Below are 11,135 nucleotides of genomic sequence, written 5' to 3'. Positions count from 1 at the left end.
AGCCGGCATCGGAAGATGACATCGCCCCAAGCACTGCGCGTCGGGACAAGTTCGCCACGGACGGCACCCTGCATCTCACTGAACAGGACAACGGGCCGGGGAATCGGACGGCGTGGGCGCAAAGGCCTATGCGAAACAGAAAAACCCTCGGATTTCGAGGGTTTCAACGAGCTCCTGCGACTGGGCTTGAACCAGTGACCGTCCGATTAACAGTCGGATGCTCTGCCAACTGAGCTACGCAGGAATAATCCCGCATGGGAATCGCTTCCCATACTACGCTCCTGCGACTGGGCTTGAACCAGTGACCGTCCGATTAACAGTCGGATGCTCTGCCAACTGAGCTACGCAGGAATGTGCGTCATGTTCCGGAATTGCTTCCGTGCACAAGTCATACATAATACACACATTCATCATCTATGCAAATCATGCGCGTGTCCGACGTGTCGTGATGTGTTTCCGACCGTGAATGCATCGGGTTGCAAAGTGTCATCGGTCTCGTCGAGCTATCGTAGGAGGGTGGTTTATCCGCTGGCAAAACATAGCGTCCATTCAGAAAGCGGAGGGTACCATGAACGCGTCAACAGGCAAATGACAAGCAAATGGAAGGAGTCCATTATGTGCACTGGCGTCCGTTTCTCCGATGCGGAAGGAAACATGTATTTCGGCCGTAATCTCGACTGGAGCTTCTCCTACGGAGAGACCATTCTGGTCACCCCGCGTGCCTACAAGTATGACTATGTGTTCGGAGCCGAGGCTAAGGCCGAACCGAATGCGGTGATTGGCGTCGGCGTGGTCATGGCCGACAAGCCGATGTATTTCGACTGCGCCAACGAGAACGGACTGGCCATCGCGGGGCTTAACTTCCCCGGCTACGCCTCCTTCGCCCATGAGCCGATCGACGGCACCATCAACGTAGCCACCTTCGAATTCCCGTTGTGGGTGGCCCGTAACTTCAATACCGTGGATGAGGTCGAGGAAGCCCTGAAGAACGTGACCCTCGTCTCCCAGATCGTGCCCGGCCAGCAGGAATCCCTGCTGCACTGGTTCATCGGCGATGGCACCCGTAGCATCGTCATCGAGCAGATGGCCGACGGCATGCACATCCACCACGACAACGTGGATGTGCTCACCAACCAGCCGACCTTCGATTTCCATATGGAGAACCTGCGCAACTACATGTGCGCCGGCAACGAGATGGCCGAACCGACCACCTGGGGCAAGGTCGAGCTGACCGCATGGGGCGCTGGCGTGAGCATGCACGGCATCCCGGGCGATGTGAGCTCCCCGTCCCGCTTCGTTCGCGTGGCCTACACCAACACCCACTACCCACAGCAGGCCGACGAACAGTCCAACGTATCGCGTCTGTTCCATACTCTCGGTTCCGTGCAGATGGTCGACGGCTGCGCCAAGATGGCTAACGGCAAGTTCGAACGCACGCTGTTCACCAGCGGCTACTCCGCCAAGACCAAGACCTACTACATGAACACCTATGATGATCCGGCCATCCGCTCCTATGCCATGGCTGACTTCGATATGGACTCCTCGGAGCTGATCACTGCCGAGTAATTCTTCCACTTTACGGATTCTCGGATGAGAGGCGCCAAGACGCCCCATATATTGCGGATATGGCTTGAAGGGCCGGGTAAGATCGTTGAAATCCCAATGTTCTTACCCGACCCTTTTCATGTATGCACCGCTTGGATACGGCAGAATCCCGTTATCCATCCAGAGATGGAAGCAAAAGGCCAATGACGGGCAACACACCGAGTGGACTTCGAGTGCTTTAAGTTCGTACAGTGCGAGATATGAGCACTGCAACAACCAGATGGCATACGATTCGCGAGGCATCCATGCTTTCGGGACTTCCCGAATCGACGTTGCGTTACTATGAGCAGATCGGCATCATCGACCCGATCGCACGCGATCCGAGCTCCGGACATCGCGCCTATTCCGATGACGACATTCAGTCGTTGGTCACCATCTCCTGCCTTGCGGCGACTGGCATGCCGTTGGAATCCATGCGAGAATACCTGAGAAACCGCTTCGACGGTGCGGAAGGCGCCCGCAAACAGATGGAACTGCTCGACGCGCAGTCCATCAGGCTCGCCGCCAAGGCAGAGGCGTTGCGTATGCAGCAATCCTACGTAGCGTTCAAAACGCTTTACTGGCGGGCCATCGCCGAAGGCCACGAAGATGAGGCCGAGCGGTTGCTCGAAGAAAACAAAGACATCATCGATACCGTCAAACGGCAACAACACGCCAAAGTCGGTTCGTGACGGAACACATATGGACCAACCACACAACAACAAAGGAGCATTCATATGAAGGCAGCAATCTATAAGGGCATCAAGCAAATGGCATGCGAGGAACGCCCGAAACCGACAATCATCGACGACGGTGACGCAATCATCCGCGTAGTTCGCGCCTGCGTATGCGGATCCGACCTGTGGTTCTACCGTGATGGACGTGAGGCCGACACGCAGACCGGTCATGAGGCCATCGGCGTCGTCGAATCCGTCGGCGACGATGTCACCATCGCCAAGCCGGGCGATTTCGTAATCGTGCCGTTCCCGTACAGTTGCGGCAAGTGCCCGGTATGCAAGGCCGGCTTTGAATCCAGCTGCCCGCACGGCGGCTACTTCGGCAGCGGCGATGGCATGGGATGCCAGGCCGAATACCTGCGCGTGCCGGAAGCCGACGGCACTCTCGTGGTCGTGCCGGCAGATGCCGAGGACCTCTCCGACGAGATGCTCGCATCGTTGCTGACCCTATCCGACGTGATGTCGACCGGTTACCATGCGGCAGCCTCGGCCGAAGTCAAGCCGGGCGACACCGCGGTCGTGTTCGGCGATGGTGCGGTCGGCCTGTGCGCGGTACTTTCCGCCAAGTTGATGGGAGCCTCCCGCATCATCTCCATGAGCCGCCATGCCGATCGTCAGGGAATCGCCCGCAAGTTCGGCGCCACTGATTTCGTTGAGGAACGCGGCGACGAAGCCGTGGCCAAGGTACTGGAAATGACCGACGGTTACGGTGCGGACGCCGTGCTCGAATGCGTGGGTTCCGCCTTGTCGAACGACACCGCCATGAAGGTGGCCCGCGCCGGCGCGGTCGTCGGCCGTGTCGGTCTGCCGCATGACGTCGAAGTCGACATTCCAGGCCTCTTCTATCGCAACGTCGGCCTGCGCGGAGGTCCTGCGCCGGTGCGCACCTACGACATGCAGCGATTGCTTAAGGAAGTGCTTGACGGCACCATCAACCCGGGCATCGTCTACACCAGCGAATACACGCTCGACGACATCCAGGAGGCATACGCCGCCATGGACGAGCGGCGTACCGTCAAGTCGCTGCTGCGTATCAGCGAAGTCTGATCGTTCGTCGCTCCCGTTGACATTCGGACGGTATGGTGTACACGGATGAAAACACTACGAAAGGTAGATATGTTTGAAGAACTGCACAGGAAGATGAACTCCTTTTGGAATAATGACCGGACACTGTCCGAGACGGATCCGGAATTCATCAAGCTGTTCTCCGATTTTGCCTACGACGAGGTGGTGAACGAACCAGGAGCCAATCATCCCGAACTGGATGACAAAACGCGCTCCTTGGCGATTCTTGCCGTGTTGGTCGGATGCCAGGGCGTTGAGGCATTCGAGATGATGCTACCGGTTGCCTATGAGGCCGGATTGACGTCCGTGGCCATCAAGGAGATGGTGTATCAGGCCACCGCATACTGCGGATTCGGCAAGACCTTACCGTTCCTGAAGAAGCTCAACGACTTCCTTGGCGCCGCCAATGTGCATCTGCCGCTCAAAGCGCAAGGCACCACTACGCCGGAAACTCGTGCCGAGGCGGGCGAGGCCAAACAGATCGAGATTTTCGGTGAAGGCATGCGCGGCTTCGCGCAATCCGGCCCGGAAGAGACCCGGCACATCAACAAGTGGCTGGCCGACAATTGTTTCGGCGACTACTATACGCGAGACGGCCTCAACACCCGCGAACGCGAGATGATCACGCTGTGTTTCCTTGCCGCACAGGGTGGTTGCGAGCCGCAACTGACCTCGCACGCCAGAGCGAACATGGCCGTCGGAAACGAGAAGGTGTTCCTGATTGCCGCGGTTTCCCAGTGCATGCCATACATCGGCTACCCGCGTACGTTGAACGCGATTCGTTGCATCAACGATGCTGCGCAGGGCTGAGTCGAACGGGAGCGCATCGAAAGGAGGGTCATCCGTGTAATGACGGATGACCCTCCTTTGTGTCATGAGCGGAATCAGTCGCCCCAAACGTCCTTGGCCACGGACTGCACGAGCGCGATCTTGGCCCACTGCTGGTCTTCGGTAAGCTTGTTGCCTTCCTCAGTGGAGGCGAAACCGCACTGGGTGGACAGGCACAAGCGGTCCAGCGGAACGTACTGGGACGCTTCCCGGATGCGCGCTTTGATGGTTTCCGGATCTTCGAGGTCCGGCTTCTTTGAGGTGATCAGACCGAGCACGACCTTCTTGTCGCCGGAAACCTCGGCGAGCGGCGCGAAATCGCCGGAACGGTCATCGTCGAACTCAAGATAGTAGGCGTCCACATGCTCCTCGCCGAACAGTTTGGCGGAGACTGGGGCATAACCGCCCGAAGAGAGCCAAGTGGAGTGGAAGTTGTCGCGGCACACATGGGTGGTGATGACCAAGTCATCCGGCTGGTCGGCGATTACGGCGTTGATGACGTCGAGATTCTCCTGCTGCAGACGCAGGGCATCTTCGTCACTCCAGCCAAGACGTTCACGCACGCTCCTATCGCATAGGCGGGTCCACGTGCAGTCGTCGAACTGTACATTGCGGCAGCCGGCGGCATACAGGTCGGCGATGACCCGACGGTAGGCGGCGACGATATCATCGGTCAGTTCGTCATCGTTCCCGTAGAACTCGTCGTACGGATAGGCAGAGGCGTTGCCGGTGAGCACGAAACGGGTCTGCGCGGGGGAGGGCATGGTCTGACGGGCCACGGTGTTTTCGTCCTCGAACTGCTTGACGAACTTGAAATGCTCGACGAACGGATGGTTTTCGCCGGTGATCTTACCGGTCACGGTGGCGGTATCGGCCGGGGTCACCTCGTCATGGAAGGCGACACGGTGCGCGGCCGCCGCATGATCCACGCCGTTGAAGCCCCACATGAAGTCGAAATGCCACCAGCCACGGCGGAATTCACCGTCGGTGATTACATGCAGGCCGGCGGCTTTCTGCTTGGCCACCAGCTCGGTGATGAGCCTGTCTTCCACGGCCTTGAGTTCGGCTGCACTGATTGTGCCGGCGGCGAAGTCCATACGGGCGACCTTGAGTTCGGACGGGCGCAAGTAGGAACCGACCACATCGGCATGGAACGGTGCGTTATGGGAATACGCCATTGGATGCTCCTTCGAGTGTCACTATCAAATACCTACAGAACAATACCCAACACCCCCGAAGCAGACGGTCGTGCCGTCAAACATATGAGATGACGGTGATTCCCGTTGGCCGTAATAAGGACGGTCATCCTTGATTGATTGTTGTTTTTTGGTCATCGCTGTTCCTGTGTGCGACTACGGTACGATACAGGACATCGAAACGAGAGGGAGCCCATCATGAACGTTCTGGCATTGGCGGAGGCTTGGTGGGCGCAACACAGCATCCATCTTGATCAGGAACCGGGCGGAGATCGTTTCGGCACCATCATCATCGAAGGGGATACGCGGGCGGCACCATTGCGCATGGTGGCCATAGGCGATTCGATGATCGCCGGTTGCGGCGTCGATGATCAGGCGCATGGATTCACTCCGGATCTGGCAGCTGTTTTCTCCCGCGTGCTGAATCGTTCCATCGCATGGGAATCTTATGGCAAACTCGGCGCCACCGTTCGCCGTGTACGCTATCGTTCGTTGCCGGAGGTCGAAGGCAGGGCCGATCTTCTGGTGCTGTGCGCCGGCTCCAACGATTTGATGGCACGACGTAGTCTGGAGGAATGGCGGACCGATCTGGCCGCGGCCATCGATGAGGCGAAGAGGCTCAGTGACAATATCGTCGTGTTCAGTGCAGGACAGCTTTACCGCAGTCCCTCTTTGGGTAAGGCATTGCGTCAGGTCATCAAGCGTATGACCGACGAACAGACCGCCGCCAGCAAAGCCATCTGCGAACAGAAGCAGGTGCTCTTCCTCGACATGACCCATGAAGACGTGCATGCCGATCAGGAGCGTTTCTACGCACATGATAATTTCCATCCAAGCGACTACGGCTACTCCTACATGGCCGAATGCACCGCAACGATGGCAGGGGACTGGCTGAAAGCCCGTCTCGGTTGATATTCGAAGGAAATGCGACGGCGTGACCGGTACTCATGATTGAATGGGACTGACAACCAACCGCATCGTAAGGAATGGAAAGGCAATGAGCGAGTCGCACGACCCCGCAAATGACGGTATCGACATGGGCAGGCCGGGGGAGGTGCGGGAAACCGAGCATCAGGGTGCGGCCGTCAAGGCGGCATTGGGTGCGAACATCGGCGTTGCCATTGCGAAACTCTGCGCGGCGTTCTTCACCGGATCGTCCGCCATGCTGTCCGAATCCGTGCATTCCATCGCCGACTGTTCCAATGAAATCGTGCTGATGGCCGGTGGCCGGTTCTCCCGGCGCCAAACCGATGGCGACCATCCGTTTGGCTTGTATCGTGCCAAATATCTGGCATCGTTCGTCGTGGCCACGTTGCTGTTTTTCGTCGGCGGATTCTTCTCGACGTCCGAAGCGGTCAAGAAGCTCATCGCCATCGTTGAGCACCCGGCATTGCGTGATGTGAACCGGATGGAATTGCTCGTCGCGTTCGTCGTGGTGGTAATCAGTGCGGTTCTCGAAGGCTACGGCCTGCACCAGAGTGTCAAGGAGGCCAATGAGCGCATGGACCGCACGGACACCCCGCGTATGGGAATGTTTCGGTTCTGGCGCCACACCAAATCCGCTGAGCTTGCTTCGGTGATTATGGAGGATACGCTCGCCCTGATCGGCCTGGGCTTCGCAGGCGGCGGCATCGGACTTTCGATTCTGCTTGACAATGAGATGTTCGATGCGTTGGGCGGTCTGATGGTCGGCCTTGTGCTGATCGTAGGCTCGCTGCTGCTGGCGTTCAAATCGGGTTCGTTGCTGATCGGCGAGGCGGTGGAACCGGATACCCGTATGAAAATCGTCAACGCGGTCACCACCACGCCGGGTGTGGAGCGGCTATTGAACATGCAGACCGTGCACATGTCGGAAGACGACATCCTACTGTGCGTCAAGGTGCAGACCAGCAAGCTCGATCGCGACTACGACGTCGAAACCGTCGATAAGATCGAGCAGGCAGTACGTAACGCCCTACCGTGGTACAACTTCGAAATCTACGTGGAACCCGACATCTACAGCGCCAGGCACGTGCAGGCGTAACCTGCCGGCTGGCCGGTGGAAGAAAAGCCCGCTACTCTTCAGCGACCAGTTCCAGATACGAATCGTTCCACAAATCTTCGTCGCCATCGGGCATCAATAGCACGCGTTCCGGGTTAAGCGCCTGTACCGCACCCTCATCGTGCGTGACCAGCACGATCGCGCCCTCATACTTGGCGATGGCCTTGAGGATCTCTTCACGGGATGCCGGATCGAGATTGTTGGTCGGTTCGTCAAGCAGCAGCACGTTCGCGCGCGAAGTCACCAAAGTCGCCAAAGCCAATCGGGTCTTTTCGCCGCCCGACAGCACGCGGGCCGGCTTCAACACATCATCACCCGAAAACAGGAACGAACCCAGAATGGAACGAGCCTGTGTGTCATTCAGCTCCGGCGCGACATGAATCAGATTCTCCAACACAGTGGCATCAAGATCCAGCGTGTCATGTTCCTGCGCAAAATAGCCGATCTTGCAGCCATGACCGTATTCCACGGAACCGGTGTCCGGATCCTCCAAATGGGCCAGCAGACGCAGGGTGGTGGTCTTGCCGGCGCCGTTGTACCCCAGAATCACTACGCGTGAACCCTTGTCAATCGCCAGATTCACGCCGGCGAATACGATGTTCGAACCGTACGCCTTGGAGATATCCTGCGCCATGATCGGCGTACGGCCGCAGGCCGCCGGCTCCGGGAACCGGATATCGGCCACCTTCTCCTTCTTCTGCGCCTCGGACGTGTTCTCCAGCAGTTTTTCGGCGCGGCGCATCATGTTCTGCGCTGCCACGGCCTTGGTGGCCTTCGCATGCAGGCGGATGCCCTGCTGCATCAGGCGTTCGGCCTTCTTTTCGGCGACTTCGCGTTCGCGGCGGCGACGCTCCTCATCGACCACGCGCTGGTACAGATACGCCTTCCAGCCAAGGGAATACATGTCGATTTGGCCGAGTTGCGCGTCCAGATGCCACACCTTGTTCACCACTTCGTCAAGCAACTCGGTGGAGTGGGAGATGACCAGGAACCCGCCCTCGTATTTCTTCAGGTAGCCACGCAGCCATTCGATGGAATCGGCGTCCAAATGGTTGGTCGGCTCGTCGAGAATCAACGTATCCGCGTCGGAGAACAGGATACGCGCCAACTCGATGCGGCGGCGCTGACCGCCGGACAACGTGCCCAGCTGTTGGCCCATCACATCCTGTGGCAGGCCAAGGCTCGCCGCCATCGCGGTCGCCTCGGACTGCGCCGCATAGCCGCCGGCCTTCTCAAAATCCTGCATGGCCTTGTCATAACGATTCATGGCCTTGGTCATGACGTCCGGATCCGGATCGGTCATGTCCCTTTCGGCCTTGCGGATGCGCCTGATGATGGTGGCGATGTCGCGCGCGCTCATCATGCGGTCGAGTGCGGTCTGTTCCGGATCCGCGGCATGCGTGTCCTGCGGCAGATAGCCGAGCTTGCCGGAAACGCGCACCTTGCCGGCAGTGGGCAGCATATCACCGGTGATCACGCGGGTCAACGTGGTTTTGCCGGCGCCGTTGCGGCCGACCAGACCGATCTTGTCGCCTTTGGCGACATGGAAGTTAGTGGGATGCAGCAGCGTGCGTGCGCCGATCTGAATCTCAAGCTCCTGCGCTTCAATCGCCATGCCGTAACACCTCTAGTCTTTCATGTTTCTTCAAATGCCAATCGAACATCATAGCGAACACCCGCAACCGTTTCCGGCCGTCTCACGGTTCATTTCCAAACAGATGACGAAACAACGATTCGCGACGATCGATGAAGGTCTTGGTGATTCGATAGCTGTCCGTATCCTCATAGTCGCAGGGATGGACGCCGGTTTCGTCGAATGACAGGATTCCCGCATCCGGCAGGCCGAGCAGGATCGGTGAATGGGTGGCAATGATGAATTGCGATCCGCCGTTCGCCATACGGTGCATGTGCTCCAGCAGAGTCAACTGTCGTTGCGGCGAAAGTGCGGATTCGGGTTCATCCATAAGATAGAGGCCCCTTCCCGTGCGGGACAGGAGAATCTCCAGAAAACCTTCGCCATGCGACATCTCGTGCAAACGGGACATGTTGTCGTAGCCGCGACCGTACTCACGGGCCTGCGTCGCCAACGTGAAGAAGCTTTCCGCACGCAGGAAAAAGCTGGATGGGCCGATCGCACGTTGCCGGTATACCGTCATCGCTTCGGCGAGGTCTGACGTATCGTCGTACGTGCTGAACCGGTAGTTGCGCGTGCCTCCTTCCGCATTGAAGCCGCAGACGACGGCGATGGCCTCCAGCAGAGTCGATTTGCCGCTACCGTTCTCGCCGACCAGAAAGGTGACGTTCTTACGGAATCCAAGTTCGTCAAGCGAACGCAACGAGGGGATTCGACTGGCGTATGAATCGGCCAGCATACTCCAATCGATGCGCAGTCCCGACACAATCAGATCGTCCATGCTCCCTACGAAACCACACTTCCACATCCGACAGAACCAACTTACAGACCGGTGGCGTGACTCGATGCACGCAACGACTCCACCAGCTTCGTATGTCCCTATAGCTCTCCTGCATAACGCATACGCCATTTCAAATTATATGGCGGTCCGCAGGGAAGGATGCTGTATTGCGTTGCCGCAGCGGATGAAACGAATCAGCCACTCGCGTGAGCGATTCGCTACAGTGGAAACGAAACCGTTCAGGAAGGAAGAGTCATGGCAAGGGCTTTGATCGTGGTGGATGTGCAGCCGACGTTCTGCGAAGGAGGCGAACTTGGCGTGCAGGGAGGCAATGCGGTCGCCGAACGTATCGCGGATTATGTGAACGCACACCGGAGCGAGTACGCATATATCGCGACCACGCAGGACTGGCATATCGAACCGGGGACCCACTGGTCCGAGCATCCTGACTTCGTGGATACCTGGCCGGTGCATGGCAAAGCCGGAACCGCCAATGCCGAACTGCATCCCGCCATCGCCGCATTGAACATCGAGCATCATTTCAAGAAAGGCCAGTATTCGCCATCATATTCCGGCTTCGAAGGCTTCGAGGACAACACCGACCGCATCCCCACCCGCGAGGAAGTCTCCACCGCCATGGCCGCGAGCAAGACACTTGCCAACGGATTGAAGACCGCAGGCGTCACACGGGTCGATGTGGTCGGCCTAGCCGAATCACACTGCGTCAAAGAGACCGCTCTCGACGCAAAAAAGCTGGGGTTCGAAGTGCATGTCATTGAAAACCTGACCGAACCGGTCAGTGAGGAACTCGGTATCGCAGCCCGTCGGCAAATGAGCGAAGCCGACATCATCCTCGACTGATCGGTCCCAATCAGCAGATATCAATCCGACTTCCAAATACTAGGAGGGACGACCAATGAAAATCGAACGAAAAATGCCCACACCCGAGCAATTCGAGGCGATATACCGTTCTGTGGAATGGATGCACCTGGATTGGAATAGATTAGGGTTGCATTGAATCACTCATTGCAAGGATTCATGATTTTTGATGATGGCAAGCCCATCGGTATGGCCAGACTCCTCGGTGATTACGCCATGGCATATCTCATCAAAGATGTGGCAGTGCTTTCCGAGTATCAACATAGGGGAGCTGGCACCCTACTTATGCTATGATGGGATACGTCAAATGTTTTAAATCCTCCCATATGCCAAGAGGGTTTTCGGGAAAGAGAAACGGAACATTGCGTATCTAACGAGCGACGGATACCGT

General features: G+C 57.8%; 11 protein-coding genes and 2 tRNA genes. 8 read left to right on the top strand and 5 right to left on the bottom strand.

All coding sequences use genetic code 11. The features are described from left to right. Nucleotides 1–171: 171 nt before the first annotated feature. Both HMPREF1494_RS10520 and HMPREF1494_RS10515 read right to left on the bottom strand, forming a co-directional pair. A tRNA-Asn gene (locus HMPREF1494_RS10520) sits at nt 172–244 on the bottom strand. A 34-nt stretch (nt 245–278) separates the two neighbouring features. Continuing rightward, nucleotides 279–351, bottom strand: a tRNA-Asn gene (locus tag HMPREF1494_RS10515). A gap of 264 nt (nt 352–615) precedes the next feature. Here HMPREF1494_RS10515 and bsh point away from each other — a divergent pair. The 4 genes from bsh to HMPREF1494_RS10495 all read left to right on the top strand — a co-directional run bounded on the left by bsh (nt 616) and on the right by HMPREF1494_RS10495 (nt 4,196). Next, entirely contained in the window at nt 616–1,566 is a 951-nt protein-coding gene (gene bsh, locus HMPREF1494_RS10510) for a choloylglycine hydrolase (protein WP_034522834.1), read from the top strand. A 239-nt stretch (nt 1,567–1,805) separates the two neighbouring features. Then, nucleotides 1,806–2,276, top strand: a complete 471-nt coding sequence (locus HMPREF1494_RS10505) for a MerR family transcriptional regulator (RefSeq protein ID WP_003843611.1) — start codon at nt 1,806–1,808, stop codon at nt 2,274–2,276. Between the two features lie 45 nt (nt 2,277–2,321). Continuing rightward, nucleotides 2,322–3,368, top strand: coding sequence for a zinc-dependent alcohol dehydrogenase family protein (locus tag HMPREF1494_RS10500; RefSeq protein ID WP_003840217.1), 1,047 nt, complete (start codon nt 2,322–2,324; stop codon nt 3,366–3,368). A gap of 69 nt (nt 3,369–3,437) precedes the next feature. After that, the gene (locus HMPREF1494_RS10495; protein ID WP_034522832.1) at nt 3,438–4,196 is read left to right on the top strand and encodes a carboxymuconolactone decarboxylase family protein; all 759 of its coding nucleotides are present in this window, start codon (nt 3,438–3,440) and stop codon (nt 4,194–4,196) included. Nucleotides 4,197–4,270: 74 nt separating this feature from the next. Here HMPREF1494_RS10495 and HMPREF1494_RS10490 read toward each other — a convergent pair whose 3' ends face one another. Further along, the gene (locus tag HMPREF1494_RS10490; RefSeq protein ID WP_034522830.1) at nt 4,271–5,392 is read right to left on the bottom strand and encodes a 5-methyltetrahydropteroyltriglutamate--homocysteine S-methyltransferase; all 1,122 of its coding nucleotides are present in this window, start codon (nt 5,390–5,392) and stop codon (nt 4,271–4,273) included. A 216-nt stretch (nt 5,393–5,608) separates the two neighbouring features. Between HMPREF1494_RS10490 and HMPREF1494_RS10485 the strand changes: the two genes are divergently transcribed. Together HMPREF1494_RS10485 and HMPREF1494_RS10480 are read left to right on the top strand one after the other, a co-directional pair. Further along, complete coding sequence (locus HMPREF1494_RS10485; RefSeq protein WP_034522828.1) at nt 5,609–6,322, top strand: GDSL-type esterase/lipase family protein; 714 nt, start codon at nt 5,609–5,611, stop codon at nt 6,320–6,322. 85 nt (nt 6,323–6,407) lie between these two features. Next, nucleotides 6,408–7,433 (top strand): cation diffusion facilitator family transporter, encoded by a 1,026-nt coding sequence (locus HMPREF1494_RS10480; protein WP_034522825.1) that lies wholly within the window; start codon nt 6,408–6,410, stop codon nt 7,431–7,433. A 31-nt stretch (nt 7,434–7,464) separates the two neighbouring features. On the opposite strand, the gene HMPREF1494_RS10475 is transcribed toward HMPREF1494_RS10480, so the two are convergent. Together HMPREF1494_RS10475 and HMPREF1494_RS10470 are read right to left on the bottom strand one after the other, a co-directional pair. Continuing rightward, nucleotides 7,465–9,066, bottom strand: a complete 1,602-nt coding sequence (locus tag HMPREF1494_RS10475) for an ABC-F family ATP-binding cassette domain-containing protein (RefSeq protein WP_034522821.1) — start codon at nt 9,064–9,066, stop codon at nt 7,465–7,467. Nucleotides 9,067–9,148: 82 nt separating this feature from the next. Then, nucleotides 9,149–9,865, bottom strand: a complete 717-nt coding sequence (locus HMPREF1494_RS10470; protein ID WP_034522818.1) for an AAA family ATPase — start codon at nt 9,863–9,865, stop codon at nt 9,149–9,151. A gap of 255 nt (nt 9,866–10,120) precedes the next feature. Between HMPREF1494_RS10470 and HMPREF1494_RS10465 the strand changes: the two genes are divergently transcribed. Both HMPREF1494_RS10465 and HMPREF1494_RS10460 read left to right on the top strand, forming a co-directional pair. Then, a complete protein-coding gene (locus HMPREF1494_RS10465) occupies nt 10,121–10,726 on the top strand; it encodes an isochorismatase family protein (protein ID WP_034522816.1) in 606 nt (201 codons plus the stop codon). Nucleotides 10,727–10,879: 153 nt separating this feature from the next. Beyond that, on the top strand, nt 10,880–11,038 hold the full coding sequence (locus HMPREF1494_RS10460) for a GNAT family N-acetyltransferase (RefSeq protein ID WP_316253028.1): 159 nt from the start codon (nt 10,880–10,882) through the stop codon (nt 11,036–11,038). Nucleotides 11,039–11,135: the final 97 nt, after the last annotated feature.

This window comes from Bifidobacterium sp. MSTE12 (assembly GCF_000513015.1).
GTDB lineage: Bacteria > Actinomycetota > Actinomycetes > Actinomycetales > Bifidobacteriaceae > Bifidobacterium > Bifidobacterium dentium.
The sequence above is the reverse complement of the archived record's forward strand: the minus strand, read 5'-3'. Positions and strand labels throughout refer to the sequence as shown.

Coding starts and splice junctions, on each gene's coding strand:
- HMPREF1494_RS10490 (WP_034522830.1), bottom strand. CDS start 5,392: ATGGCGTATTCCCATAACGCACCGTTCCATGCCGATGTGGTCGGTTCC.
- HMPREF1494_RS10495 (WP_034522832.1), top strand. CDS start 3,438: ATGTTTGAAGAACTGCACAGGAAGATGAACTCCTTTTGGAATAATGAC.
- HMPREF1494_RS10485 (WP_034522828.1), top strand. CDS start 5,609: ATGAACGTTCTGGCATTGGCGGAGGCTTGGTGGGCGCAACACAGCATC.
- HMPREF1494_RS10470 (WP_034522818.1), bottom strand. CDS start 9,865: ATGGACGATCTGATTGTGTCGGGACTGCGCATCGATTGGAGTATGCTG.
- HMPREF1494_RS10480 (WP_034522825.1), top strand. CDS start 6,408: ATGAGCGAGTCGCACGACCCCGCAAATGACGGTATCGACATGGGCAGG.
- HMPREF1494_RS10465 (WP_034522816.1), top strand. CDS start 10,121: ATGGCAAGGGCTTTGATCGTGGTGGATGTGCAGCCGACGTTCTGCGAA.
- HMPREF1494_RS10500 (WP_003840217.1), top strand. CDS start 2,322: ATGAAGGCAGCAATCTATAAGGGCATCAAGCAAATGGCATGCGAGGAA.
- bsh (WP_034522834.1), top strand. CDS start 616: ATGTGCACTGGCGTCCGTTTCTCCGATGCGGAAGGAAACATGTATTTC.
- HMPREF1494_RS10505 (WP_003843611.1), top strand. CDS start 1,806: ATGAGCACTGCAACAACCAGATGGCATACGATTCGCGAGGCATCCATG.
- HMPREF1494_RS10475 (WP_034522821.1), bottom strand. CDS start 9,066: ATGGCGATTGAAGCGCAGGAGCTTGAGATTCAGATCGGCGCACGCACG.